This window comes from Bradyrhizobium sp. AZCC 2176, assembly GCF_036924645.1.
Lineage (GTDB): Bacteria > Pseudomonadota > Alphaproteobacteria > Rhizobiales > Xanthobacteraceae > Bradyrhizobium.
This window is the reverse complement of the sequence record NZ_JAZHRX010000001.1, coordinates 2114734-2141489: the sequence shown is the minus strand read 5'-3', so window position 1 is coordinate 2141489 and position 26756 is coordinate 2114734. Positions and strand designations below refer to the sequence as shown.

The 26756-nt window shown below is 62.8% G+C and carries 28 protein-coding genes; 19 read left to right on the top strand and 9 right to left on the bottom strand.

What is annotated here, in order from left to right; all coding sequences use genetic code 11:
• Position 1 precedes the first annotated feature (1 nt).
• Complete coding sequence (locus V1288_RS09805; RefSeq protein ID WP_334356842.1) at positions 2–751, bottom strand: tetratricopeptide repeat protein; 750 nt, start codon at positions 749–751, stop codon at positions 2–4.
• Positions 752–1089: 338 nt separating this feature from the next.
• Between V1288_RS09805 and V1288_RS09800 the strand changes: the two genes are divergently transcribed.
• The 3 genes from V1288_RS09800 (at position 1090) to V1288_RS09790 (ending at position 2399) form a co-directional block, all read left to right on the top strand.
• Positions 1090–1458 (top strand): hypothetical protein, encoded by a 369-nt coding sequence (locus V1288_RS09800; RefSeq protein ID WP_334356841.1) that lies wholly within the window; start codon positions 1090–1092, stop codon positions 1456–1458.
• A complete protein-coding gene (locus tag V1288_RS09795) occupies positions 1409–2092 on the top strand; it encodes a glycoside hydrolase family 3 N-terminal domain-containing protein (protein WP_334356840.1) in 684 nt (227 codons plus the stop codon). Before V1288_RS09800 ends, V1288_RS09795 begins: the two co-directional genes overlap by 50 nt.
• A 100-nt stretch (positions 2093–2192) precedes the next feature.
• On the top strand, positions 2193–2399 hold the full coding sequence (locus V1288_RS09790; protein WP_334356839.1) for a hypothetical protein: 207 nt from the start codon (positions 2193–2195) through the stop codon (positions 2397–2399).
• Positions 2400–2447: 48 nt separating this feature from the next.
• Here V1288_RS09790 and V1288_RS09785 read toward each other — a convergent pair whose 3' ends face one another.
• Positions 2448–2885, bottom strand: a complete 438-nt coding sequence (locus V1288_RS09785; RefSeq protein ID WP_334356838.1) for a hypothetical protein — start codon at positions 2883–2885, stop codon at positions 2448–2450.
• 457 nt (positions 2886–3342) lie between these two features.
• Here V1288_RS09785 and V1288_RS09780 point away from each other — a divergent pair, with 457 nt between their 5' ends.
• On the top strand, positions 3343–3915 hold the full coding sequence (locus tag V1288_RS09780) for a response regulator transcription factor (protein WP_442894018.1): 573 nt from the start codon (positions 3343–3345) through the stop codon (positions 3913–3915).
• Between the two features lie 111 nt (positions 3916–4026).
• Here V1288_RS09780 and V1288_RS09775 read toward each other — a convergent pair whose 3' ends face one another.
• From V1288_RS09775 to V1288_RS09765, 3 genes are all read right to left on the bottom strand, one after another.
• The gene (locus V1288_RS09775) at positions 4027–4272 is read right to left on the bottom strand and encodes a hypothetical protein (protein ID WP_334356836.1); all 246 of its coding nucleotides are present in this window, start codon (positions 4270–4272) and stop codon (positions 4027–4029) included.
• Between the two features lie 94 nt (positions 4273–4366).
• Positions 4367–4759: a response regulator gene (locus V1288_RS09770; protein ID WP_057838002.1), complete on the bottom strand. Its 393-nt coding sequence runs from the start codon at positions 4757–4759 to the stop codon at positions 4367–4369.
• A gap of 287 nt (positions 4760–5046) precedes the next feature.
• Positions 5047–5772, bottom strand: a complete 726-nt coding sequence (locus tag V1288_RS09765) for a Crp/Fnr family transcriptional regulator (protein ID WP_334356835.1) — start codon at positions 5770–5772, stop codon at positions 5047–5049.
• 812 nt (positions 5773–6584) lie between these two features.
• Between V1288_RS09765 and V1288_RS09760 the strand changes: the two genes are divergently transcribed.
• The 7 genes from V1288_RS09760 (at position 6585) to V1288_RS09730 (ending at position 12505) form a co-directional block, all read left to right on the top strand.
• Entirely contained in the window at positions 6585–7001 is a 417-nt protein-coding gene (locus V1288_RS09760; protein ID WP_334356834.1) for a response regulator, read from the top strand.
• A 230-nt stretch (positions 7002–7231) separates the two neighbouring features.
• Entirely contained in the window at positions 7232–7417 is a 186-nt protein-coding gene (locus V1288_RS09755) for a hypothetical protein (protein WP_334356833.1), read from the top strand.
• Between the two features lie 201 nt (positions 7418–7618).
• Entirely contained in the window at positions 7619–10354 is a 2736-nt protein-coding gene (locus tag V1288_RS09750; protein ID WP_334356832.1) for a hybrid sensor histidine kinase/response regulator, read from the top strand.
• Positions 10355–10387: 33 nt separating this feature from the next.
• Positions 10388–10861: a chemotaxis protein CheW gene (locus V1288_RS09745; RefSeq protein ID WP_334356831.1), complete on the top strand. Its 474-nt coding sequence runs from the start codon at positions 10388–10390 to the stop codon at positions 10859–10861.
• Positions 10862–10890: 29 nt separating this feature from the next.
• Positions 10891–11280, top strand: coding sequence for a response regulator (locus V1288_RS09740; protein WP_334356830.1), 390 nt, complete (start codon positions 10891–10893; stop codon positions 11278–11280).
• 28 nt (positions 11281–11308) lie between these two features.
• Positions 11309–12181 (top strand): CheR family methyltransferase, encoded by an 873-nt coding sequence (locus V1288_RS09735; protein WP_334356829.1) that lies wholly within the window; start codon positions 11309–11311, stop codon positions 12179–12181.
• Positions 12182–12184: 3 nt separating this feature from the next.
• Entirely contained in the window at positions 12185–12505 is a 321-nt protein-coding gene (locus V1288_RS09730; protein WP_334356828.1) for a PilZ domain-containing protein, read from the top strand.
• A 15-nt stretch (positions 12506–12520) separates the two neighbouring features.
• Here the strand turns inward: V1288_RS09730 and V1288_RS09725 are convergent, their stop codons facing one another.
• Positions 12521–12763 (bottom strand): hypothetical protein, encoded by a 243-nt coding sequence (locus V1288_RS09725; protein WP_334356827.1) that lies wholly within the window; start codon positions 12761–12763, stop codon positions 12521–12523.
• Positions 12764–12904: 141 nt separating this feature from the next.
• Here V1288_RS09725 and V1288_RS09720 point away from each other — a divergent pair, with 141 nt between their 5' ends.
• Positions 12905–13546, top strand: coding sequence for a response regulator transcription factor (locus tag V1288_RS09720; RefSeq protein WP_334356826.1), 642 nt, complete (start codon positions 12905–12907; stop codon positions 13544–13546).
• Between the two features lie 149 nt (positions 13547–13695).
• On the opposite strand, the gene V1288_RS09715 is transcribed toward V1288_RS09720, so the two are convergent.
• The 3 genes from V1288_RS09715 to V1288_RS09705 form a co-directional block, all read right to left on the bottom strand.
• Positions 13696–17202, bottom strand: coding sequence for a PAS domain S-box protein (locus tag V1288_RS09715; RefSeq protein ID WP_334356825.1), 3507 nt, complete (start codon positions 17200–17202; stop codon positions 13696–13698).
• Positions 17203–17269: 67 nt separating this feature from the next.
• The gene (locus tag V1288_RS09710) at positions 17270–17695 is read right to left on the bottom strand and encodes a response regulator (RefSeq protein WP_334356824.1); all 426 of its coding nucleotides are present in this window, start codon (positions 17693–17695) and stop codon (positions 17270–17272) included.
• Positions 17696–17949: 254 nt separating this feature from the next.
• Positions 17950–18669, bottom strand: coding sequence for a GntR family transcriptional regulator (locus tag V1288_RS09705; protein ID WP_334356823.1), 720 nt, complete (start codon positions 18667–18669; stop codon positions 17950–17952).
• Positions 18670–18776: 107 nt separating this feature from the next.
• On the opposite strand from V1288_RS09705, the gene V1288_RS09700 reads away from it, so the two are divergent.
• The 7 genes from V1288_RS09700 (at position 18777) to V1288_RS09670 (ending at position 26727) form a co-directional block, all read left to right on the top strand.
• Positions 18777–19775, top strand: a complete 999-nt coding sequence (locus V1288_RS09700; RefSeq protein WP_334361269.1) for an ABC transporter substrate-binding protein — start codon at positions 18777–18779, stop codon at positions 19773–19775.
• 5 nt (positions 19776–19780) lie between these two features.
• Positions 19781–20545 (top strand): ABC transporter ATP-binding protein, encoded by a 765-nt coding sequence (locus tag V1288_RS09695; protein ID WP_334361268.1) that lies wholly within the window; start codon positions 19781–19783, stop codon positions 20543–20545.
• 12 nt (positions 20546–20557) lie between these two features.
• A complete protein-coding gene (locus V1288_RS09690) occupies positions 20558–21421 on the top strand; it encodes an ABC transporter permease (protein ID WP_334356822.1) in 864 nt (287 codons plus the stop codon).
• Positions 21418–23154 (top strand): L-arabinonate dehydratase, encoded by a 1737-nt coding sequence (gene araD, locus V1288_RS09685; RefSeq protein ID WP_334356821.1) that lies wholly within the window; start codon positions 21418–21420, stop codon positions 23152–23154. The genes V1288_RS09690 and araD overlap by 4 nt, the downstream gene beginning before the upstream one ends.
• Before the next feature lie 155 nt (positions 23155–23309).
• Positions 23310–24401 carry an SMP-30/gluconolactonase/LRE family protein gene (locus V1288_RS09680; protein WP_334356820.1) on the top strand — a complete coding sequence of 364 codons (1092 nt, stop codon included), beginning with the start codon at positions 23310–23312 and terminating at the stop codon, positions 24399–24401.
• A gap of 111 nt (positions 24402–24512) precedes the next feature.
• The gene (locus V1288_RS09675; RefSeq protein ID WP_334356819.1) at positions 24513–25232 is read left to right on the top strand and encodes a ribonuclease activity regulator RraA; all 720 of its coding nucleotides are present in this window, start codon (positions 24513–24515) and stop codon (positions 25230–25232) included.
• Between the two features lie 52 nt (positions 25233–25284).
• On the top strand, positions 25285–26727 hold the full coding sequence (locus tag V1288_RS09670) for an aldehyde dehydrogenase family protein (protein WP_334356818.1): 1443 nt from the start codon (positions 25285–25287) through the stop codon (positions 26725–26727).
• The last annotated feature ends 29 nt before the right edge of the window (positions 26728–26756 follow it).

The following is a 26756-nucleotide window of genomic DNA, read 5'->3' as shown; positions in this document are numbered from 1 at the left end:
ATCAAAAACCAAACCGCTTGCGCAGGCCCGGTGGAACCTGGTCGAGCAGATCACGAGCATCGTCTCGCCTTGCATTCTTCACCGGAGCCGCCGATGTGACCTTGGGAGATGCCGGCAATACCGTGACGTTGGATGGCGCCGGCTGCGAGACCGCTGGTGGCGTGACCGCGGAAGACGACGGGGCTGCGGGCGCCGGCTGTACGACCGCGGGTGCTGATGGGGGCGCGGCGGGCGCGGGCTGGTCCGACTCCACAGCTTTTTCGATACTCGGAGCCTTGCCCGCGCCGGCAGCCCGAACGGCGCGCCAGGCTCTTGCGGCCACCACGGCGCGGCCGATTTCATCGCTCGTCATCTTCTTCATGAGCAGCGACATCAATTGCCGCGCACCGTTGCGATCCTCGTCGGCTTTGCTCGCCGAAGCGACGATGTAGGCCCAGCTATAGGCCTTCACATTGTCCTTGGTTATGCCGCGCCCGCTCGCATAGAGGCCGGCAACGATCAACATGGCGTGGGCATGTCCCTGATCGGCGGCGCGCGAGAACCAGCGAAATGCCTCCGCGTCGCTGCGCGAACGGCCGACGCCTGCTGAATGAAGTGCCCCAAGGTAGAACTGGGCATCATCATCGCCCGCTTGCGCGGCCTGCTCGTAGCGATTGGCCATGTCCCGGTCGGATGCGGCGTCGGCAAGGGCAGGGCGGAGGCCACTCAGCAGAGCGAAGCCGCAAGCCAGGATGACAACTGCCTGCTTCATGGTCTGCGAAATCGCGCAGCGAAATCCCCGCCGCAACGATCGGTTTGAGATTGGGTTGATGTGCCGCATTGCTCGTACGCTTTCAGCTTTGACGATCGCCTGCTTGTTACGCAGGCACCACATCTCATGTGAGTTCGAGCGGTTGACGCGGGCTGAGTCTCCCCCACAGCACCTCTCGCGAACTGAAGCCTAGCCCACCTGCGCGCGGACAAATGTGCGTCGCGTCACATATCTGGCTTGCCGCGGCCGGGCGGGTTGGTGCAGGCCTTCTCCGAAACCCTCCGCCATCTTGCCTGGCGCCGATGCGCGTCGCAGGATTGCTGCCTGGAACTGCCACCATGCCCATCGGCGAACTCTTCATCCTCGGCTTCTTCGGCAAAATCGTTCCGGAATGGCTGAAGGAGTTCGCTGGCCGCTACGGTCTCGGCGGCGTGATCCTGTTCGACTATTCCTGCCAGACGCGAGCCTACGACAACAACATTGAATCGCCGGAGCAGGTGCAGCGCCTCTGCGCGGAGATTGCCGCGCTGCCTTCCGCGCCGATGGTGTTCATCGATCAGGAGGGCGGCCTGGTGCGGCGGCTGAAGGAGGCCTGCGGCTTTGCGCCCCTGCCGAGCGCAAAGGAATTCAATCATCTCGCGCCGGATCAGAAGCGCGATGCTCGCCGCGAGCTTTGCCGAGATGCGCCGGCTCGGCATCCACTATGATTTCGCGCCGGTCATCGACGTCGATTACAACCCCGACAATCCGAATATTGGAAAGATCAAGCGTTCCTACTCCGCCGACATTGCGGAAGTGGAAGCCAACGCGTTGCTGGCAAGCGAGGTGGCACGGATGCAGCGCGTCGGCCTGTGCCTGAAGCATTTCCCTGGCATCGGCGGCGCGCTCGTCGATTCGCATCAGGAGTTCATGGATATCTCAGATGCGCTTCGGGATGAGCAGGAAGAGCTGTTCTATTCGCTCGCGCCAAAGATGTTCGGCGATGCGGTGCTGGTCAGCCATGCCATCGTGAGGCAATGGGACAGGGATCGCCCGATAACGCTGTCCGCGGCGGCAATTGGCCGTTTGCGCAAGCGCCTTCCGGACACGCTCTTGATTACCGATGACATGCAGATGCAGGGATTACAGAAGGCGCTGGGCACCAGGGAGGCCAGCCTGCAGTCGCTGCAGGCAGGCATGGACATGCTCTGCATCGGCAACAACCTGTTCGATCAGGAACAGGAGATAGCCGGTATCGCCGAATACGTCGAACGGAGCCTGCGCGGTAAGAGCTTGTCCGGGTCGGCCATAGAGAAATCGATCGCGCGGATTGGCAGGCGAAAGGCGCTCTTGGTGGCCTGACGGGCGGAACCCGAGATCGTCTTGTCAAAATCCGCCGAACGACCTGTTGCCTTGCGAGGCTGTTGAGATTACAAGCCTTTTTTCAACAGAAAGACCGACGATGGCCCATAACTTCGCGATCAATGACGACGTTCATCACCAGCAGCAGGGCCCGCAGGGCCGCGCCATGGCGAAGGAGCGCAGCGTCTACACCATCGTCACCTGCCTGCCGATCGAGGCCGACGGCCGCCCGCGCTATCGTATCAAGAGCAAGACCGAGAACATCGAGCGGGTCGTAACCGAGGAACAGATCTCCAGGCTTGGCTGATTCCTCGGAATCGTTGCCTCATTCCGGTCGGAACTGTTCAGCGCCGCCCTACTGCGCCTTTTCGTGAGCCGCGGTGCCGATCGCCTTGTAATCATAGGTCGGATAGAACTCGGTGCGGTAGCTGCCCCAGGCGGTGTTCTCGAGGATGCGGTTGACTTCGCGCAGCCGCGATGCCGGCAGCCGCAGCGTCACCACCTGCCCGATTCCCATCATCACATACCAGCTCACGACTTCGACGCCTTCAGGCGGGAAGGCCTTGTAATAGCCCTGGCGCTGAAGCTGCGCGTTGAGTTCGCTCAGGGGGCGCGACTGGTCGTGTTTCAGGAATACGGTCAGCATCACGGCGTTGTCGGCCGTTGGCGCCGCGTTCTCCGCCGGTGGCGATGCAGTTGGTGGCGGCGCGGTTTGTGCCGCCACGCCCGAACTGAATGCCAGGACGCCGGCCAGCGCCGCCATCGTCATCCATGATCCCTTTGCCTGCGACATCGCCGTCTCCTTTTTGGATTCGTTGCGGGATGGTTTTGGGCCCCGATCATTGCGAGGCTGCCGAGGCCTGTAAATCGGAAATCGGCAAAAAATGGCGACTTCGCCCCCGCGTTGTCGCGGCCGGCTAGCACATCATACGCACGTGTGCCGAAGGACTCGGAAAGCCGACTGAGAACGGTTGTGATCCATTAACAAAGTAAATGGATCCACCGTAAAAATGCGGGAGTAGCGAGCTACGGTATTCACGTTTGGATCATGAATTTGCGCCCAAAAACGGCCGATACTGACCCGATTCGAGGGGTTTTTAGCCGATTTACGCCTGCCAACAGGGCGCGCGGATGAAGTTCTCCGTAGTCTTACTGGTGGGCAAATTAACCATGAACGAGGGTGAAGCCGATAAAACGGTTATATGTCAGGACAAGACCATCACGCCGCTGATTCGCACTTCACGAAGTGGATGGAAAGCATCACACCTCTCGAAGAGAATCCTGAGATCGTCCAACTGTCCGCCGCGCGCTCGCGTGCCGCGGCAGAGGCGAGCGCTGCGATTGCCCGGCAGTTGAACGGACCCCTGACGGCGCTGCTGCTCTACATGAATGAGATCAAGCAGCACAGCCACCAGTTTTCGCAGGCACCCGGCAACCGGCTCTACCTGCAGCAGGTGGTCGAGAACGCGCTTCAGCAAACCGAACGCGTCTGCGCGCTGGTGAAGCAGATGTCGGACAATCACCCGGCGCCGGCTTCCGATGTCGTCTGCAAGCAGGCCGGCGAGGGCCAGTCCCGCCGCTCCGCGGATGGCGCCCGCAAGCCGAATCTGACTTTGGCGCCGGGGTCCGGCCAGAAGCCGCTGACCCGGCGCGAGCGCGAGGTGCTGAGCCTGATCAGCGAAGGGTGCTCCAACAAGCAAGGCGCCTTGCGGATGAATATCAGCCCAAGGACATTCGAAAGCCACCGCGCCGAGGCCATGCGCAAGCTGGGCGCCCGCAACACTGCGGATTTGGTCCGCAAGGCGCTGCTGCAGCCTGCCTGATTTTTCCCGAAATGATGCCTGCGATGCGCGGCCTTGCGCGCGGCTTCGAGCTATCGATGTGCCGGAAGCGGGCAAGCCGGGCAGGACTTTGGGGATCGCGCGTTCTGCCGTTCAGCAGAAGTCTTCCATGAAGGAGCGGGGGCGCGGTGCGGGCCGCAACGCGAGCGTCGGCCTGGGCTCTTCCGGGATGATCGTGATGGTCCACGCTGCCGGAACGCTCGACTTGTTTTCCACGATCGATCGAACGTGGCCGGTGACTGCCGATCCGGCCGAACGCGCGGTTGCGGTCCTGCCATTGAACTGGGCGATACGGAAACGCCGCACTTCTTTCTGATCGCTCGTTTCAAACGTGAACATGAGGGCACTCCCTTGGTCCACGCAACTATCCTCAGTCAACGTTATCCGGAGGTGAAAATCCCAAGCCGTAGAAGTACGGTTAGTCGGCGCGATGTCAGCCGGCAGCGTCGGGGAACACTGCTTCCATCTTGGTCTTCAGCGTTGCGGCATTGAACGGCTTGACGATGTAATTGTTGACGCCGGCCTTCTTCGCCGCGATGACGTTTTCGGTCTTGGATTCAGCCGTGATCATGATGAAAGGCGTCTTGGAGAATTCCGGGCTGGCGCGGACTTCCTTGAGCAGATCGTAGCCGGTCATCGGCTCCATGTTCCAGTCGGAGATCACGAGGCCGTAGCGCTTGGTCTGCATCTTGGCGAGCGCGGCCGATCCGTCGCTGGCTTCGTCGACGTTCTCGAATCCGAGTTGCTTGAGAAGGTTGCGGATGATGCGGATCATGGTGCTGTAGTCATCGACCACCAGGATCGGCATCGACAAATCAAAAGCCATGTCCTTAACTCCGCGCAAACAGCAAGCCGCCGAACACAGGTGAATGCGCGTCGCACGCGAAAAGAGTCTCGATTGCCTTTTCTCGAACCCGCACCCGTCAGCACCGCGACAAGTATCAGGGCTCGTTGAACAGCGCGTTAACTCGATGCCGGCCGAAACGCTGCAGGAGTTGCGATTGGCCGTATTAATACGGTGGGGTGTCGGGGGATTTCGCAATCCTCGCGCGCAGCGACGGTGCGATGCGTATCACAGATCGGGCTGCGGCCGCCGCTGATCGCCGCAAGCGGTCAAGCGGCCGCGCTGTGGACGCGCGGATGCAGCAGCCGCGTGTACTGCGCCTTGACCGTCGCGTAGCACTCGCAGGATGTCTTGATCAGGCCGTCCACGTTGGTGATTTCGATATGCCCGCGGCTGTAGTGGATGAAATTGGCCTGCTGCAGCGTGTTGGCTACCAGCGAAACGCTGTTGCGGCGGGCGCCGATCATCTGCGCCATCGCTTCCTGGGTCAGCACGAGCTTGTCGCTGCCGGAGAGGTCGCGCGTATGCAACAGGCACCGCGCCAGCCGCGACTCTACCGTGTGCGAGGCGTTGCAGCCGGCAGTCTGCTGGATTTGCGCATAGACGGCGAGGCCATGGCGCGTCAGCGCGGTACGCAACGTTGCGCTCTGGTCGGCGGCAATACGAAGCTGGTCGAGATCGATGGTCGAGGCGGCGCCGGGCACCAGCACCTCCGCGGTGTTCAGCGCAACGGGGTCGCCGAGCGCGGAGAACGCGCCGAAGATGCTGTCGCGGCCGATCATCGCGATCTGGACGTGCTCGCCGCGCGCGAGCTTCACGACCAGCGAAATGACGCCCTTGTGCGGGAGGTACGCACGCTTGAGCGTTTCGTCGACTTCGACCAGCACCATATCGGGGCTGAGATCGGCGCTGCGCAGATGCGGGCGAATCAACTCGAAGTCGTCCGCGGTCAGCGAGGACAAAAATCCATTCGGAGAACGAGGGGCTGAATCCAAAGCAGTCTCCTGCCTTACGGGCTAAGCCGGTCGCTGGCGTCTGGCGCCTGCTGCGTACGATCCGAAATGCAGGATGATCCTTGCACATTTCATTGGCAAGAAAAATTAGCAAAATGGACGCACGTGGTCATCGCTGCATCGGCCTTTCCAGGATGCGAGCATCGTTGAGCAGGTGCCCGGGCGGCAGCTATTCGCCGATCATTGGCGCGGGCAATTTCCCGGGTCGGCAACAGCGCCTCGCTGTCGCATGATTCCCGCGCATGCAATGACGGGCGTGACGCGTGCGATTTGGCCGGTGACGCATGGCGTGGAGCAGATTGCCGGGCCTGCAGCTACAGGGGCGAGTTGCTTTCGAAGTGCGCTGCCGCGCTCGATACGAAAATCCGCGACGTCGGCGACGGGGTCGTGCCCGGCGTCACGACGCTCGCATTGGTCAGCGGCAGTCCGCCGCTGATTCGAGATAGGGCGACGCGAACTCCGCCGCCGACGAGACGTGCAACACAGGACCTGCAACACAGGACCTTCAGCAATCGATGGGGGAGGGCGCGATTCCCGTTCGCATCGAAGGCGGGGAGCTCGAACGTCTCGCATCAATCACGGCACGGCGTTTGGTATGCCGAGCTAGGTATGAGTTCTCAGCATGCGAGGATCAGGTTGTGGAACCGGCCTTATACACTGTGGAGGGCAGACAGGTCGGGTCGATTGGGGCGGAAATGTGTACTGATTCGCAAACCGCAGTGCGATTGAGTGAAGGGCTGTCCCTGGTGGGGATCGCCGACACGGCGCGTCCGACGCTGGGAGGGAGGGGGCCAATGCGCCGCATCTTGGTCGTCGATGACGACCCCATGGTCTGCGCGGCCATCGAGATCTATCTCGAGCGTCACGGCTTTGACGTGACGATAGCCGACGGCGGCGAAGCCGGGCTTCGTGCGCTGGAAGACTCGTGCTTCGACCTGATGCTCGTCGACATCTTCATGCCGCACATGCGCGGCTTCGAATCGATCAGGATATTCCACGAGCGCGCGCCGACGGTTCCCCTGATTGCGATGTCGGGATACGCCTTTGCCAACCTCGACTCCCCGGCGCCGGACTTCCTGCGCATGGCGATCGAACTCGGTGCCGCGCGCTGCCTGCGCAAGCCGTTCACGCCCGGGGCGCTGCTGGCGGTCGTTAACGAATGTCTTGCCGAAGCTCGGTCCCATTTCCCGGGTGTCGTTCAGTCGGGCTAGCTGCCAGCTGGTCCAGCGTCATCGCGATGCGCGTTGGCAATCTCTTCGATGCGATCGAGTGTTCGATCGAACGTCGTGCAGTCATCGGTGCCTCTCGCGATTGATCGACGATGCCGTATCCGCAGTCGGAAGGCCTGCAATGAAACCGCGGCCTGCGTCGGTAAGATTCTGTTTATCATAAATGAAATTGGCTAAGGTTTTCTTGGTCTCGCGTATTTGTACGGAGCGGCATGTCGATCATCGGTACCGGCAGCGCGCTCTCGTCGCTCGGACTCACCGGTAACCCCGGAGCCGGCACCAGCTTCACCGCCAACCGCACTGCGGCCCCCGGCCGCCTCTCCGGCAAAACCTTGACCTCGCGGCCTGACGGCTTCGATCTTCGCCGCGCGCTCTTCCATAAAACCGCCAGCCGGTGACGTCACCCGTTTATCGTGGAGGCTCTCAGCTGTCGTTGCCACGTCCCGGTCGGCGCCCCGAGCACGCCGGTGCGCCAGCTCGTAACGACATTATTCACCCTATCCGTATTAGCACGGACAGTGAAATTAACGTGGCTGTGAAACCCGAAAGGTTATGCCTGAGAGGCGACCAGTTTCTGAATCTTTGGAAGGCGTGCTCATATGGATGATCTGTTGCGGGAGTTCCTGACGGAGACCAATGAGAGCCTGGATACGGTCGACAATCAGTTGGTGCGGTTCGAGCAGGACCCGAGCGACGCGAAGATTCTCGATAACATCTTCCGGCTGGTCCACACCATCAAGGGCACCTGCGGCTTTCTAGGCCTGCCGCGGCTCGAAGCGCTCGCCCATGCCGGCGAGACCTTGATGGGCAAATTCCGCGACGGCATGCCGGTCAAGGCCGAGGCCGTGACGCTGATCCTGTCCTCGATCGACCGCATCAAGGAAATCCTCGCCGGGCTGGAGGCCACCGAGACCGAGCCCGAAGGCACCGACGAAGACCTGATCGAGAAGCTGCATGCGATGGCCGAAGGCGCCCGGCATGCCGAAGCCGTGGCTGAGGCCGCCCCCGCGCCCGTCCCCGTCGCGCCGCCGGCTCCGCCCGCGGTGACGGCAGGCACGCTGGTCGACCAGGTGCTGGAACGCCCCTTACGTCCCGGCGAAGTCTCGCTCGACGACCTCGAGCGCGCCTTCCGCGAGACCGAAACCGACGTCGCGCCGAAGCCCGCGCCGGTTGCGCAACAGCCCGAGCCGGAAGTCAAGGAAGGCGCCAAGGAAGTCGCCAAAGAAATCGTCAAGCCCAAGCCGGCCAAGCGCGCCGCGGCCACCGATGCCGACGGCGAGGTCGCCGACAAGATCGCCAACCAGTCGATCCGCGTCAACGTCGACACGCTCGAACATCTGATGACGATGGTCTCCGAGCTGGTGCTGACCCGCAACCAGCTGCTGGAGATCTCCCGCCGCAACGAGGACACCGAGTTCAAGGTGCCGCTGCAGCGGCTCTCCAACGTCACCGCCGAACTGCAGGAAGGCGTCATGAAGACGCGGATGCAGCCGATCGGCAATGCCTGGCAGAAGCTGCCCAGGATCGTGCGTGACCTCTCCGGCGAACTCGGCAAGCAGATCGATCTGGAGATGCACGGCGCCGACACCGAGCTCGACCGCCAGGTGCTCGACCTGATCAAGGATCCGCTGACCCACATGGTGCGCAACTCCGCCGACCATGGCCTGGAGACCCCGGCCGAGCGGCTGGCCAGCGGCAAGGGCGAGCAGGGCACCATCCGCCTGTCGGCCTATCACGAGGGCGGCCACATCATCATCTGCATCGCCGATAATGGCCGCGGGCTCAACACCGAGCGGATCAAGGCCAAGGCGCTGCAGAACGGTCTCGTCAGCGAGGCCGAGCTGGAGAAGATGACCGAGGCCCAGATCCACAAGTTCATCTTCGCGCCGGGCTTCTCCACCGCGGCCACCGTCACCTCGGTCTCCGGCCGCGGCGTCGGCATGGACGTGGTGCGCACCAATATCGACCAGATCGGCGGCACCATCGACATCAAGAGCGTGGCGGGCGAGGGTTCCTCCGTCACCATCAAGATCCCGCTGACCCTGGCGATCGTCTCGGCGCTGATCGTGGAAGCCGCCGGCGACCGCTTTGCGATCCCGCAATTGTCGGTGGTCGAGCTGGTGCGCGCCCGCGCCAACTCCGAACACCGCATCGAGCGCATCAAGGACACCGCGGTCCTGCGGCTGCGCAACAAGCTGCTGCCGCTGATGCACCTGAAGAAGCTCCTGAAGATCGACGACGGCTCCTCGAGCGACCCCGAGAACGGCTTTATCGTGGTGACGCAGGTCGGCAGCCAGACCTTCGGCATCGTGGTCGACGGCGTGTTCCACACCGAAGAAATCGTGGTCAAGCCGATGTCGACCAAGCTGCGGCACATCGACATGTTCTCCGGCAACACCATTCTGGGCGATGGCGCGGTCATCATGATCATCGACCCCAACGGCATTGCCAAGGCGCTCGGCGCCTCCGGTTCCTCGGCCCATGAGATGGCCGATGAAGCCTCCGCCGCGCATGCGATGTCCGGCGAACAGCTCACCTCGCTGTTGGTGTTCCGCGCCGGTTCCGCGCAGCCCAAGGCGGTGCCGCTCGGCCTCGTCACTCGGCTGGAGGAGATCGCCACCGACAAGATCGAGCTCAGTAACGGCCGCTACATGGTGCAGTACCGCGAGCAATTGATGCCGCTGGTGCAGATGAACGGGGTCACCGTCCAGACCCAGGGCTCGCAGCCGATCCTGGTGTTCGCCGACGATGGCCGCTCGATGGGGCTCGTGGTCGACGAGATCATCGACATCGTCGAGGAGCGGCTGCACATCGAGGTCGCCGGCCAGCAGGACGGCATCCTGGGTTCCGCGGTGATCAAGGGCCAGGCTACCGAGGTGATCGACGTCGGCCATTTCCTGCCGATGGCGTTTGCCGACTGGTTCTCGCGCAAGGAGATGCGGGCGTCATCGACGGCGCAGTCGGTGCTCTTGGTCGACGACAGTGCCTTCTTCCGCAACATGCTGGCCCCGGTCTTGAAGGCGGCCGGCTACAAGGTGCGGGTCGCGGTCAACGCGCAGGAGGGGCTGTCGGCGCTGCGCTCCGGCCACAGCTTCGACGTGGTGCTGACCGACATCGAGATGCCGGACATGAACGGCTTCGAGTTCGCCGAAGTGATCCGCGCCGACAACAATCTGAGCACGATGCCGATCATCGCGCTGTCCTCGCTGGTGTCGCCGGCGGCGATCGAGCGCGGGCGGCAGGCCGGCTTCCACGACTACGTCGCCAAGTTCGACCGTCCCGGCCTGATCGCGGCGCTGAAGGAACAGACCGCCGAGACCCGGCACGCGGCGTAAGCGGGCTTGGCCGGGGCATAAGGAAGCAAGACCATGACAACCAAGACCGAGACCATCGAGGGCACCGTGGCCGAATACGTCACCGCCGTGATCGGCGGGCAATTGTTCGGCCTGCCGATCTCGCGGGTGCAGGACGTGTTCATGCCGGAACGGCTGACCCGGGTGCCGCTGTCCTCCGCCGAGATCGCCGGCGTGCTCAACCTGCGCGGCCGCATCGTCACCGTGGTCAACATGCGCGCCCGCCTCGGCCTGCCCAGGAACGACGACGGCAAGCCGCCGATGGCGGTCGGCGTCGATCTGCGCGGCGAGTCCTACGGCCTCCTGATCGACCAGATCGGCGAGGTCCTGAAACTCCACGATAACGGCCGCGAGGAAAACCCCGTCAACCTCGATCCCCGCATGGCCAAGCTCGCCGGCGGCGTCCACCGTCTCGACGGCCAGCTCATGGTCGTCCTCGACGTCGATCGCGTTCTCGAAATCGTGCCGAAAACAACCCTCGCAGCGTAGCGCCGCTCGTCAAGCAAGGAGGCCTCAAAATGAAAACCTGTCTCGTGGTCGATGACTCCAGCGTCGTGCGAAAGATCGCACGCCGCATCCTGGAAGAAATGGATTTTCAGATCACCGAGGCCGAGGACGGTGAGCAGGCGCTCGAGGCCTGCAGGAGCGCCATGCCTACAGCCGTCCTGCTCGACTGGAACATGCCTGTCATGGACGGCTACGAATTCCTCGGCCATCTGCGCCGCCTGCCCGGCGGCGATGTGCCCAAGGTGGTGTTCTGCACCACCGAAAACGGCATGGATCATATTTCGCGCGCGCTGGATGCCGGTGCGAACGAATACATCATGAAGCCGTTCGACCGGGACATCGTCGCGGCGAAGTTTCTGGAAGTCGGCCTGATCGAGTTCACGGAACAGAGCCCGGTTTAATCTTATCCGCTTGCCCTGAGAGGCCCCCGTGACCCCGCCAGACTATGAGTATCTGCGTAAGCTCCTGAAGGATCATTCCGGCCTCGACCTGTCGGCAGACAAGCAATATCTGATCGAAAGCCGTCTGCTGCCGCTATCGCGCAAATGCGGTGTGCCTGGTATCGGCGAACTCGTGCAGAAGATGAAGGCCGGGTCGTCGTCGATCATTGCCCAGGTGGTCGAAGCCATGACCACCAATGAAACCTTCTTCTTCCGCGACAAGGTGCCGTTCGAACACTTTCGCGATACGATCATGCCGGAGATGTTAAAGGCGCGCGCCAACCGCAAGAGCATCAGGATATGGTGCGCTGCCGGCTCGACCGGCCAGGAGCCGTATTCGCTTGCCATGTCGCTGAAGGAAATGGGCGCGGTGCTTGCCGGATGGCGCATCGAAATCATCGCGACCGACCTGTCCACGGAAGTGCTCGAGAAATCGAAGTCGGGCGTCTACAGCCAGTTCGAGGTGCAGCGCGGCCTTCCGATTCAACTGCTGGTCAAGTATTTCAGGCAGAACGGCGAGCTCTGGCAGATCGGCCCGGAGCTGCGCGCCATGGTTCAGCACCGGCAACTGAACCTGCTGCACGATTTCTCCCAGCTCGGCGTCTTCGACGTCATCTTCTGCCGGAACGTCCTGATCTATTTCGATCAGGACACCAAGATCAGTATCTTCGGCCGTCTCGCCAAGGCGATGGAAGGCGATGGCTTCCTGGTGCTGGGCGCGGCGGAAACCGTCGTCGGCCTGACGGATGTCTTCAAGCCGTTCCCGGACAAGCGCGGTCTCTATCGGCCGAGCGGCGCGCGTGCCGCGTCTCCGCTGGCCGCAGTGTCGATGCCAAAAATCGCGGCGATGGCGGGACGGTGAGCGATGACGGAGGACAGCAAAGGCGCGGAGCGGGTTACATTCAGCCGGGGCTATGATGTCTGCATCATGGCGATCGACGGAACCTGGCGCAGAGACTGCCAACTCAACGCGATCTCGGACACCGACGCCACGCTGACCGTGGAAGGCTCCATTCAGGGCCTCAATCTCAAGGAGTTCTTCCTGCTGCTGTCGTCAACCGGCCTCGCCTATCGCCGGTGCGAGCTCGTTCGCGTCAACGGCACGGAAATGGACATCCGCTTCCTGAGGGGCAAGCACGCCAAGAAGCGGCCGGGTGCTTCGAAGGCCGAAGAGGCGATGCACTGAGGTCGATTGTGCCGCTTAGAAATCCAGAGCCCGTTTCGATCCCATCGGAATTGAAAAGTTGGTGGAACTTTCGGAACTGCCAGGCGAAGTTTCCGGTGAAGTTTCCAGTGAGGTTTCCTTTGCGATCATCTGTTCGATCAGCCGCAGGCTGTTCTGGACGTGCTCGACCAGGCTAACGAGGTCCGAAACCACGGCGCGGTAGCCGTCATTCTGGTCGTAGGGCGCCTGTGCGACGCCGTCGCCTGCTCCATTCTGCATGGGTGCACTCCTCAGTCATTTTCTAGGGGCGCGTTGCTACTTGTGCGTTAAGCTGTGGTCCCGTACAAATACGGTCCGGTATGGAGTTGAATACCGTTATCCGAGTGTGCGTCACATTCAACCACGCATGGACGATGGAACATGGCTGAAAAAGCCCCCTCCCGTGGGGAGATCTTTGTAGTTGATGACGACCCTGCCGTTCGCGACACGCTGTCGATGGTCCTGACGGCAGGTGGCTATCAGGTCATCTGTTTCGCCGACGGCGCCGCGCTGCTGGCGGTTGCGCGAACCCGGACGCCATCCTGCATCCTGCTCGATGTGCATATCCCCGGGAAGTCCGGCCTCGATATCCTGAAAGAGCTTCATGGTGAGGATTACCCCGCGCCGATCTTCATGATCTCGGGGCAGGGCGACATCGCCATGGCGGTCAGCGCCATCAAGAGCGGCGCGCTGGACTTCATCGAAAAACCGTTTCGCGGCAGCGAAATCGTGGCGCGGCTCGATGAGGCGATCGAGGCTTACGTGCGCCGGCAGGCGCAAAACGCGCCATCGCGGATTGCAACCCTGCATTTTCCCGGACGCGAACCGCTCACGCGGCGCGAACGCGAGGTGCTGGAACAGTTCACCGCCGGCGCTTCCAACAAGGAAGCGGGGCGGCATCTCGGGATCAGCCCGCGCACGATCGAGGATCACCGCGCCAATATCATGAAGAAGCTCGGCGCGCGAAATGCCGCCGACCTGGTCCGGATCGTGATGACTACCCAGCGTCAGGGTCAGGTTTGATTGGAGCTTTGATTGCAGGCACACAGGCCTGATCGCAGGCAAGCCTGATCCAACGCAATGCGTCGGATCATCTCGGTGTGTCGGATCATCTCTGCGTCGGATCAAGCGCGTGTCGGATCAAGTCTGCGCCGGACGCGGCGGCGCCGTCATCAATCGGCGAGCGCTTTGCGGATCATGATCGCCATATCCGATTTCCGGTAGGGCTTGGCGAGCAGCAATACGCCTTCGTCGAGCCGGCCGTGATGAATGATGGCATTCTCGGTATAGCCCGAGGTGAACAACACGCTCAGGCCGGGCTTGACCTTCAATATTTCGTCGGCGAGCTGGCGGCCGTTCATGCCGGGCATGATCACGTCGGTGAACAGCAGGTCGAACGCATGCCCGGCGTGGACCAGCGCAAGCGCCTCGGTCGCGTTCGCCGCATCCAGCGTGACGTAACCGAGCGAATGCAGTTGCGCCAAAACGTAGTCGCGCACCAGCTTGTCGTCCTCCACCACCAGAATCGTTTCGTGGCCGCCCTCGACGGCCGGCGCCAGTGACAGTTCGGCCGCCGGCAATGCGCCCGTGGCCGGCGGCAGATACATCCTGATCGTCGTGCCGTGGCCTTCCTCGCTGTAGATCATGATGTGGCCGGCCGATTGCTTGATGAAGCCGTATACCATGCTCAGCCCAAGGCCGGTGCCCTTGCCGGGACCCTTCGACGTGAAGAACGGATTGAATACCTTGTCGAGCATCGCGGCCGGGATGCCGTTCCCGGTGTCGCTCACCGCGATCATCGCGTAGCGGCCGGGCCGGACGTCGCTGTGCATCCGCGCATAATTGTCATCGAGCACGACGAAGCCGGTCTCGATGATCAGCTTGCCGCCGTCAGGCATCGCGTCGCGGGCGTTGAGGGCCAGATTGAGGATCGCGGTGGCGAGCTGATTGGGATCGACGATCGCCGGACAGGCCTCTTCATCGAACACGGATTCGATCTCGACATGCTCGCCGAGCGTCCGCTGCAGCAGTTTCGCGGTGTCGATGATCAGCGTGTTGACGTCGGTTACCTTCGGTTCGAGCGGCTGCTTGCGCGCGAACGCGAGCAGGTGCTGGGTGAGGTCGGCGCCGCGCGAGGCGGCCTCGTCGATCATTCGCGTGATGGCGGCAAGCTGCGGTTCGCCCTTGACGGCATCGGCCAGGATTTCGATCGTTCCCGTGATCACGGTCAGGATATTGTTGAAGTCGTGCGCGATGCCGCCGGTGAGCTGGCCCATCGCCTCCATTTTCTCGGCCTGTCTGATCCGCTCCTCGGCCGCGATCCTGTCGGTGAGATCGCGGACGAATCCGTTGAAGACGAAGCCACCGCGCGTCCTCAGCGCGGCGATGCTCAGCTCCGCGGTGATTTTCTTTCCGTCCCGTCGCCTTATCTCGAGTTCGCGGCGGGGCTGACGGACCACCTCGTTGCCGGAAAGCAGGAAGGATTGCAGGGCTTTCTTGAGAGGGCCTTGCCCGTCCGGCTGGCCCATCAGTTCGAACACGTTCTTCCCGAGCGCTTCATCGCGCGACCATCCAAAGATATTTTCGGCCTGTGCATTCCATTCCCGGATGAAGCCCTGCTCGTCGATCTGGACGAAGGCATCGAGCGCCGTGTTGACGATGCCGCGCGCCAGTCGTTCGCTTTCGCGCAGCGCCTCCTGCGCCAGCCGGCTCTCGGTCATGTCGCGGCCGACGAAGAAGAAGCGCTTGGCCGGCTCGGACCATGTTCCGAGCCATGACAGCCACACCTCCCGCCCGTCCTTGTGGATGCAGCGCGTATCGGAAATCTTCGGGCGCTGCCCGCGCCGTGCCGCGCGCATTTCCTGGCGGGAGGTCTCAAGATGGTCGGGATGAATGAAATCCTCGCCACTGCGGCCGATCATTTCCGCCGGCCGATAACCCAATATGGCCTCGCAGCTCGGGCTGATCTGAACCAGGAATCCGCGGCAATCCATCACCATGATCAGATCCTGCGAGGTCTCGAAGATGCGGCGAAGCTCTTCGGTCTGCTGCCGCAGCACCTGCCTGGTCTTGTTGATTTCGGTGATGTCGCGCGCCACCTTCGAGATGCCGATGGTCGCGCCTGAGGGCGACTTGATCGGGGAGATGCTGAGCGAGACTTCGATCCGCTGGCCGCCTTTTCGCATCCGCTCCGTTTCACTGTGCTCGATGCTTTCGCCCCAGCCGATCCGGCGCAGCGCATCCTGCAGCTCCGGCAGCCGATCTTCGGGCACGAGCAGCGTGATGTTGTTGCCCGCGGCTTCCGCCGCGCTGTATCCGAACAGCCGCTCCGCCGCCGAGTTCCAGCCGGTGATGGTGCCGTCGAGCGACATCGTGATGATGGCGTCGTTGGAGGACTCGACCGCCGCGCTGAACAGCCGTTCCCGCTCGGCATGATGGTCGCGCGCCGCTACGGTGCGACGATGCTCCTGGACCTCCTGTTCGAGCGCAACCGTTTTCGCATTCACTTCCTCGATCGCTTGCGCAAACGCGCGCGCGAGCACGCCGGTCTCGCCGCCTGCGTCGACCGGAATGGCGACCTTCCCCTTGCGGGCCACCCCCTGAACGGCTTCGGTCAGCCGGACGATCGGCCGGGTCAGCGACCTCGCGATCAGCAGCGCCAGCATGGCAGCTGACAACACCGCGATCGCGCCGACCAGAAGGGAGGTGTTCCTGATGCTCGCAGCCGGCGCCATGATCACGGCGTTAGGGGTGGTCTCGATCACCGCAGCCCATTCGGAACCGGCTAGGATGGCGGGTGCAAACGCGATCCCGTTGGATCGGGCGGTATGGTCCGGTACGATCTCGGCACTGCCTTGCTTTGCTCCTGCCCGCGACGCCAGATGAGGGAAGTCTGCTTTCCAATCATTCGGCTTGCCGAGCAGCGCGCCGAATTCCCGCGAGCGATCCGGATGAATGAGATAGTCGCCTGACTGGTTGACGACATAGATCGTCTCGCCGGGCAACACCGATGATCTGACACGGTCGAACGCGCGCCGCATGTCGACATTGACCATGAAAATGCCGAACAGTTTGCCGTCGTTCGCGAAGATCGGCGTCGCGACGCGAATTGTCGGCCGGTGCACCTCCTCGATCAGTCCATTGAAGCGACCGAGATCCAGCGGCGAGACGTAGATTTGGTTGGGACCGAGCCGGATCGTTTCCTGGAAGTAGACGCGGTCGGCTCGCTTCTGCAAGGCGGCTTCGGAAACGATGCGCACCGTGCCGTTCGGTCCATTGCGGTCGACGCGGACCAACTCGCGGCCGCCGTCGTCGAGGCCGATGATCCGAAACATCGCGTAGGTGGGCTTGGCTTCGAGTTCCGCCGCGAAACGCGATGCGATCCGGTCGCGCCAGGTTTTTTCGGAGACGCCGTCGATCGGATCGATGCCGCCCGCCTGGCGGGCGCGGACCAGTCCATTTAGCGCCACCGCCGAACGAAAGCCCGCAACATCTCCGGTCGCGCTGGCCGCGTAGTATTCGAGATCGGTCGCGACCTGCCGCGAATGCGTCTCGATGCGGTCGCGGGCCCGCTGCAGCAGCGCCTGTTCGAGGTTGCGATAGCTCAGCCATCCGACCGCGGTAACCGCGATCGCGACCAGCGCAACCATAGCGATGGCAAGCCTGGTTGTGAGCGTCATGTCGCTGTTCGCTCGCCCTCCCGCTCCGGCCCGGCGAGCCGCCGGACGAATCGGATGCTATGGCGCATTACGGGGAGGAAGCAACACCGCCGCGCGATGGCGAACCGCGCCCGGCGGCTTCCAGGGAGCCCGTGACGGCTGCCAGGAGGTCGGCTGGCCGGAACGGCTTCTGCAGGCTGGAGACCGCTCCGAGTTTGGTCGCCATGGTCAGGAAGTCCGGCGCCGAGTCTGCTTCCGAAGAGACCGGCCGCCCGGAAATGACGATGATCGGAATCTCCGGCTGCTGCAGGCGAACCATCCGCATGGTTTCAAATCCGTCCATTCCCGGCATGAAAATGTCGAGGAACAACAGGTCGAAATCTCCGGTCTGACACAATGCCAGGCCCTTTCGCCCGTCACCGGCAGTGACCACGCTATGGCCTGCGCGTTCCAGCAACAGGCGGATGGTCATCTGGACCGCCACATCGTCATCCACGACCAGTATTCTTGCCAAAGTAAAAAGTTCTCCGCGCCCCCGCTGGGGTCAAGTCAACGGCAGGTTGCGAGTTTTGCCGAATTCTCGCCCTGTCGCAACTGCTTCGCCGGCAGGAACGTTCCGGCCGGCCGTCAAAAAGCCGGGATAAAAACGCAGTTATCCGCATCTTGCCGGGCGGACAAATATGAAGCGCTGCGTGGGCAGCGTGATTCGCCCGTGTGAGGCCTGCGCATGCAGCGAGGCCGCAAGGCGCGGCAGGGAATAAGCAAGGATCAGTTGCTGAGATATTCCGGGTAACGCGCCCGAATCCGGGCGAGCTCGCTGAGCGTGCCCGACAAATGCGTGCGCAGATGCTTCTGCGCCTCGTCAGGCTCGCCGGCATCGATTGCCTTCACGATCAGTCTGTGATGCCGCACGATATCCTGCGCCTTGCCGGGCGAGGGCAGATGCATCCGGCGCAGCCGGTCGATATGCCCGCTGCGGCTGCGCACCAGCCCCCAGATGTCCTGCTTGTCGGCGGCCGTATAGAGCTGGCTGTGGAACTCGTTGTCGGCGGCCATGAATTTTTCGAAGTCGCCGGCTTTTGCATATTGCTGCTGGCGGGCAATCGTCGCGTGAAGCTCGGCGACGAGCGTCCCATCGTGCTGGATCGCAAGCCCGCGCACGATTTCGAGTTCGACCGCCTGCCGCAGGAAATGCGCCTGCTGCGCCAGCCGCACGTCGACCCGGCTGACCACAGTTGCATATTGCGGGAACACCTCGACGAGGCCTTCCTCCTCGAGCCGCATCAGCGCATCGCGGATCGGCGTCGAGCTGACGCCGAACTGGCCGGCCAAGGCTGCGCGCGACAATGGCGATCCCGGCGGCAGTTCCAGCGAAATAATCATGCTGCGCAGGCGCTCGAACACTTGTGGCGCTGCCTGGCGATCGCGATCAAGCCGGTCGACGGACCGCGCCGTCGTGCGGCGGGAGACGATTTGCGGGGGAGCCATCAGGCGACCGGCCGGTTAGGGGACTTGCTTCAGATGCACTAATACATTAGTGCATCTCCCCAGAAGCGTCAACGAGACACCGGAGGAGATGCACAATGAAAAGCAGGATGTGGAGCGCGGGCGCCGTTGCGATGCTGATGTTGCTGCCGGGCTCTCAGGCATCGGCCCAGCAGAAGTCGGAGGTCACGTTGTCGCGGCAGCCTGGCATTTTCTACATGCCCTCGCACATCATGGAAAAGAACAAGCTGATCGAGAAGCATGCGGCTTCCCTCGGCGTTCCCGGCGTCACCACCAAATGGATCAACTTGAGTGGGGGCGGCGCGCAGACCGATGCATTGCTCGCCGGCAGCGTCGACATCCTCAACACCGGGACCGGTAATCTCCTGCTGCTGTGGGATCGCACCCGCGGCGGCGTCAAGGGCATCGTCGCCACCTCGGCGCAGCCAATGACGCTGATCAGTCGCGATCCGAATATCAAGTCGATCAAGGATTTCGGCCCGAACGACAAGATCGCGGTGCCCACCGTCAAGGTCTCGACGCAGGCGATCGTGCTGCAGATCGCGGCGGCCGAAACCTTCGGCGCCGACCAATGGTCCAAGCTCGATTCCAGTACCGTGCAGCTCGGCCATCCCGACGCCTATGTGGCGTTGACCAACACGCAGCACGAAGTGCGCAATCATTTCTCGATCCCGCCGTTCACGTTCCTCGAACTGAAGAACGTCCCCGGCGCACATGTGGTGCTGTCGTCACCCGACGTGATGGGTGGTCCGCTCAGCCAGGCGCAGTTCTTCACCACGACGAAATTTGCCGACGCCAACCCGAAGATCGTGCAGGCGGTGCGTGACGCCACCAAGGAGGCGCAGGACCTGATCCGCAGCGACACCAAGGCTGCTGTCGAGATCTACAAGGAGGTCACCGGCGACAAGACCAGCGTCGACGATCTCCTGGCATGGCTCAAGGAGCCCGGCATGATGGAGTGGAACCTGCAGCCGCAGGGCACCATGAAATTTGCCGCCCATCTGTTCAAGGTCGGCACGCTGAAGACCATGCCCAAAGCCTTCACCGATTACTATCTGCCGGTCGCGCACGACCTGAAGGGCAATTGATCGACATGGCCGCGCTTCTCGATGTCAGTGACGTAACGCTGCGCTACAAGACTTCGAGCGCGGTGGTGACCGCGACCGAGCGGGTCAGCTTCACGGTCGATCGTTCCGATCGCTTCGTGCTGCTCGGCCCTTCCGGCTGCGGCAAGTCGACGCTGCTGAAAGCGGTCGGCGGCTACATGAAGCCAAGCGAAGGCAAGATGCAGATTTCAGGCCGGGAGATTTCAGAGCCCGGCGCCGATCGGATGATGATCTTCCAGGAGTTCGACCAGTTGCTGCCGTGGAAGACGGTGCTGGAAAACGTGATGTTTCCGCTGCTGATGACGCGCCGCCTGCCGCGCAAGGACGCCGAGATGCGGGCGCGCGCCTATATCGAGAAGGTCAGCCTCACCCGTGTTGTCGATGCCTATCCGCACACGCTGTCCGGCGGCATGAAGCAGCGCGTGGCGATCGCGCGCGGCATGGCGATGGAGCCGGACATTTTGCTTATGGACGAGCCGTTCGCTGCCCTCGACGCGCTGACGCGGCGCACCTGCCAGGACGAGTTGCTGCAGCTCTGGGCGGAAACCAAATTCACCGTCCTGTTCGTCACCCATTCGATCGCGGAAGCGATCAAGATCGGCAACCGCATCCTGCTGCTGTCACCGCATCCCGGCCGGGTCAAGGCCGAGGTCATCGACGTCGATCGGGTATCCGGCGAGGACGGCAGCGCTGCACGGCTGGAGAAACAGATCCACGATCTCCTGTTCGCCGACGCTGTCACGGCACATTGAGGGGAGCGCGCGATGGGCGAGGCAAAAATCCTGCTGCGCGATGCCGCTGATTTGGCGGCGGTCATTCCGGCCGAAGTCGAGCGCAGGCTGACGGTGCCGGAGCTGTTGTGGAACGACGGCTTCGTCCGCAAATCCGTGATCATCATCTTCCTCGCCCTGGCGTGGGAACTCTACGGCACCGTTCTCGACAATCCGCTGCTGTTTCCGACCTTCCACGACACGATCCTGACGATGTTCGACCGGGTGCGCGACGGCACCATTCCCTTGCGCGCCTGGGCGTCGCTAAAGGTGCTGTTCATGGGCTATGCTGCCGGCATCGTGCTCGCGGCGATCTTCACTGTCCTTGCGATCTCGACCCGGATCGGCACGGATTTTCTCGAAACCATCACGGCGATGTTCAACCCGCTGCCGGCGATTGCGCTGCTGCCATTGGCGCTGATCTGGTTCGGCCTCGGCAACGGCAGCCTCGTGTTCGTGCTGATCCATTCGGTGCTGTGGCCGGTCGCGCTCAACACCCATTCCGGCTTCAAGAGCGTGTCGAACACCCTGCGCATGGTCGGCCGCAACTACGGCCTGCGCGGTTTGCCTTATGTCGCGCGCATTCTCATTCCGGCGGCGTTCGGCTCGATCCTGACCGGACTTAAGATCGGCTGGGCGTTTGCCTGGCGCACGCTGATCGCCGCCGAACTGGTGTTCGGCGTGTCGTCGGGGCAGGGCGGGCTCGGCTGGTTCATCTTCGAGAACCGCAACCTCCTGGATATACCTGCCGTGTTCGCCGGCCTGTTGACCGTGATCGTCATTGGCCTGATCGTGGAGAACCTGATCTTCCGCACGATCGAGCGCAACACCGTCCAGAAATGGGGCACACAATCATGAGCAACAAAAAGAACCCCGCCGAACTCCGCAGCGCGCGCTGGTTCGCGCCCGACGATCTCCGCGCCTTCGGTCATCGCTCGCGCGCGATGCAGATGGGCTACGCGCCGGAGGAATGGAAGGGCCGGCCGGTCATTGCAATCCTCAACACCTGGTCCGACGCGCAGCCCTGCCACATGCATTTCAAATCGCGCGTCGACGACGTCAAGCGCGGCATCCTGATGGCGGGCGGCTTTCCAATGGAGCTGCCGGCGCTGTCGCTGTCGGAATCGTTTTTGAAGCCGACCACCATGCTCTACCGCAACATGCTGGCGATGGACGCCGAGGAATTGCTTCGCGGCCATCCCGTCGATGGTGTCGTGCTGATGGGGGGCTGCGACAAGACCACGCCGGGCCTCCTGCTCGGCGCTACCAGCATGGGCCTGCCGACGATCTATCTGCCCGCGGGCCCGATGCTGCGCGGCAACTGGAAGGGCAAGACGCTGGGTTCGGGCTCGGACGCCTGGAAATACTGGGACGAGCGGCGGGCGGGGAAAATCTCCGACAAGGACTGGGTTGATGTCGAAGCCGGTATCGCCCGCAGCTACGGCACCTGCATGACCATGGGCACGGCGTCGACCATGACGGCAATCGCGGAATCGCTCGGCATGACCTTGCCAGGCGCGTCCTCGATCCCCGCCGCCGACGCCGGTCATATCCGCATGGCGTCGGAATGCGGTCGCCGCATCGTCGAAATGGTGTGGGAAGATCTGACGCCGGACAAGATCCAGACCCGCGAGGCGTTCGAGAATGCCATCACGGTCGCGATGGCGATGGGCTGTTCGACCAATGCGATCATCCATCTGATCGCCCAGGCGCGCCGCGCCGGCCAGGACATCGGGCTCGACGATTTCGAAAAGGCCAGCCGCAAGGTGCCCGTGATCGCCAATGTGCGGCCGAGCGGCGACAAATATCTGATGGAGGATTTCTTCTATGCCGGCGGCCTGCCGGGCCTGATGAGCCGCATCCGGGAGCATCTGCATCTCGACGTCATGACGGTGACCGGCCAGACTCTCGGCGAGAATATCGCGCGCGCGGAAGTCTACAACGACGACGTCATCCGCACCGTCAAGGATCCGATCTACGCCGAGGGCGCGCTCGCCGTGCTCAAGGGCAATCTCGCCCCCGACGGCTGCGTCATCAAGCCCAGTGCCTGCGAGCTGCGTTTCCTCAAGCATACCGGCCCGGCGCTGGTGTTCGACGATTATCCCTCCATGAAGAAGGCGATCGACGATCCGAATCTGGATGTGACCGCCGACCATGTGCTGATCCTGCGCAATGCCGGTCCGCAGGGTGGGCCGGGCATGCCGGAATGGGGCATGCTGCCGATTCCCACAAAACTCGTGAAACAGGGCGTGCGCGACATGGTGCGGCTGTCGGACGCGCGCATGAGCGGCACCAGTTACGGCGCCTGCATCCTGCACGTCTCGCCGGAATCCTATATCGGCGGGCCGCTGGCGCTGGTGCGAACCGGCGACAAGATCACGCTTGATGTCAACGCACGCACCATCAACCTCGATGTGCCTGAGGCCGAACTGGCAAAACGCCGCGCCGCATGGAAGGCGCCGGAGCCGCGTTACGAGCGCGGCTATGGCTGGATGTTCACCAGGCATATCAAGCAGGCCAATGAAGGCTGCGATTTCGATTTTCTGGAGACCGGATTTGGCGCCCCGGTGGAGGAGCCTTCGATTTACTAGCCGTAATCCGACTAGCGGTAATACGTCATTGCGAGCGCAGCGAAGCAGTCCATCTCACGGCACAAGGGAAGAATGGATTGCTTCGTCGCTTCGCTCCTCGCAATGAGGTCAGAGAGCCGAACAAAACAGAAAATATCCCAGGGGAGGACCAACCAATGAACATGTCACGACGCAATCTGCTCGCAGGGGCAGGCGCCGCCGCCGCTTCGACGCTTCTCGGCCGCGCTGCCGGCGCGCAATCGTTCCCGTTCACGCCGAACCAGCGCTATCCGGATCCGGCGGTGCAGATTCTTGATCCGAGCTTCGCCAAATACCGGATCTATTCCTCGACTGTCGAACAGGTCGCGACCGGCATGCGCTGGGCCGAAGGCCCGGCCTACTTCCCTGAAGGCGGCTATCTCCTGTTCTCCGACATCCCCAACAACCGCATCATGAAGTTCGACGAGAAGACCAACCAGACCAGCGTCTTCCGCGCCAATGCCAATTACGCCAACGGCAACGCGCGCGACCGTCAGGGCCGGCTCGTCACCTGCGAGCACTCGGTCACCCGCCGCATCACGCGCACCGAGAAGGACGGCAAGATCACGGTGCTGGCCGACAAATTCGAGGGCAAGCGGCTGAATGCGCCGAACGACATCGTGGTCAAATCCGACGACACCATCTGGTTCACTGATCCGCTGTTCGGCATCAATGGCGAGTGGGAAGGCAAGAAGGAAAAGCCCGAGCAGGCCACCACCAACGTCTACCGCCTGACCAAGGACGGCAAGCTTACCGCCGTCATTACCGACATCGTCAATCCCAACGGGCTCGCGTTCTCGCCGGACGAAAAGAAGCTCTATGTCGTGGAGTGGAAGGGCACGCCGAACCGCAGCATCTGGAGCTTTGACGTCAATGCCGACGGCACGGTCGGCGGCAAGACCAAGCTGATCGATGCCGCGGACCAGGGCGCGCTCGACGGCTTCCGCGTCGACCGTGACGGCAATCTGTGGTGCGGCTGGGGATCCAACGGCGCGCTGCAATCCGAGGCCACGGATGTCGGCGGCCGCAGGGTGTACCAGCTCAAGGGCAAGCCGGAGGATCTCGACGGCGTCATGGTGTTCAGCCCCGCCGGCAAGCCGCTCGCCCACATCCGCTTGCCGGAGCGCTGCGCCAATCTCGCCTTCGGCGGCCCGAAGAACAGCCGCCTCTACATGACGAGCTGCCACTCGGTCTACGCGCTCTATGTGGAGTCGCATGGGGCGGTGTGAGCAATCGTCATTCCGGGATGGTCCGAAGGACCAGACCCGGAATCTCGAGATTCCGGATTCGCTCGCTGTCGCGAGCGCTCCGGAATGACGGATGAAAGGAATGCGAGAACCATGACAAAACTAAGCGACGCCACCCGCAACAAGCTGAAGACGGTTTCCACCGCCACCGTCGCCACCGCGCTGTTCAAGCGCGGCTTTCGCATCCAGATGATCCAGGACGTGCATCCGCTCGGTCCCGATCAGCCGGTGCTGGTCGGCGAGGCCTTTACGCTGCGCTACATGCCGGCGCGCGAGGATCTCAACAAGATCGACGTGTTTCGTGATCGCGCGCACCCGCAGCGCAAGGCGATTGAGGATTGCCCGCCCGGCGCCGTGCTGGTCATGGACAGCCGCAAGGATGCCCGTGCCGCATCCGCCGGCGCCATCCTGGTGACGCGGCTGATGCAGCGCGGCTGCGCCGGCGTGATCACCGACGGCGGCTTTCGCGATTCCGCCGAAATCGCGGATCTCGGCTTCCCCGCCTATCACCATCGCCCGAGTGCGCCGACCAATCTGACGCTGCATCAGGCGATCGAGATCAACGTCCCGATCGGCTGCGGCGATGCGCCCGTGTTTCCCGGCGACGTCATCCTCGGCGACGCCGACGGCGTCATCGTGATCCCCGCGCACCTCGCCGACGAGATCGCCGACGAGGCAGTCGAGATGACCGCGTTCGAGGATTTTGTCACGGAGGAAGTCCGCAAGGGCCGCTCGATCCTTGGCCTCTATCCCGCAACCGACGAGCAGACGTCAAGGGATTTTGCAGCTTGGCGGAAGGCGAATGGGCGATAAAATGTCCGCTGACCGGCGCCGAACGCTTTTTCTCCAACAGTGAGTCCACATCATGCTGATGTTCAACAATCTGATCGACGGCGAATGGTTGTCCGATGGCGCGCGCGCACCGAACGTCAATCCATCCGATACCAAGGACATCGTAGGTCAAGCGGTGCGCGGCACGCGCGCGCAAGCGGAGGCTGCGATTACCGCTGCAAAGACCGCATTTCCGACGTGGTCGCGATCCACGCCGCAACTGCGCTACGACGTCCTGAAGAAGGCTTCGGACGAAATCCTAGCGCGTAAGGACGAGCTGGGCCGGCTGTTGTCGCGCGAAGAAGGAAAGACGCTGCCGGAAGGCATCGGCGAAGTCGCGCGCGCCGGCCAGATCTTTGCGTTCTTTGCCGGCGAATGCCTGCGGATGGCGGGCGAGAAACTCGCTTCCGTGCGCCCCGGCATCGACATCGAGATCACGCGCGAAGCGCTGGGCGTTGTCGGCCTGATCACGCCATGGAACTTCCCGATCGCGATTCCGGCCTGGAAGATCGCGCCAGCGCTGGCCTATGGCAACACTGTCGTGATCAAGCCAGCCGATCTCGTCCCGGGCTCGACCTGGGCGCTGGTCGATATTCTACACCGGGCGGGCCTGCCCAAGGGCGTGCTCAACCTCGTGATCGGACGCGGCTCTGAAGTCGGCGCGGTGTTGCTGGAGCATCCCGATGTGGCGGCCATCAGTTTCACGGGATCGGTGGCCACCGGCCAGAAGATCGCGGCGGCCTGCATTGCTTCGCGGCCGATGAAGAAGTTTCAGCTGGAGATGGGCGGCAAGAATCCGCTGGTCGTTCTGGATGACGCGGATCTGAAGGTCGCGGTGGAATGTGCCACCAATAGCGCGTTCTTTTCCACGGGGCAGCGTTGCACCGCCGCCTCGCGGCTGATCGTCACCGCCGGCATCCACGACAAATTCGTGGAGGCCCTCACCGAGCGAATGCGCGGCCTGAAGGTCGATGACGCCGTCAAGGCCGGCACGGATATCGGCCCGGTGGTCGATCAGAGCCAGCTCGATCAGGATCTCAAATATATCAGCATCGGCAAGGACGAAGGCGCCAACCTTGCCTTCGGTGGCGAGCGTCTCAATCGCGCGGCGCCCGGCTTCTATCTGCAACCGGCATTGTTCACCGGCGTGGCCAACACGATGCGGATCGCGCGCGAGGAAATATTCGGGCCGGTGGCCGCGGTCATCAGGGTAAAGGATTATGCCGAAGCGCTGGCGACCGCGAATGACACCGATTTTGGCCTGTCATCCGGCATCTGCACCACCAGTCTGAAGTACGCCAGCGACTTCAAGCGCAATTCCGAAGCCGGCATGGTGATGGTGAACCTGCCGATCGCCGGCGTCGATTACCACGTGCCGTTCGGCGGCCGAAAGGGCTCCAGCTTCGGCGCCCGTGAACAGGGCCGCTACGCTGCCGAGTTCTATACGACAGTCAAGACGGCCTATACGATGCCGTAATGAGTTGCCGGATTACCTCGCTCGGCGCG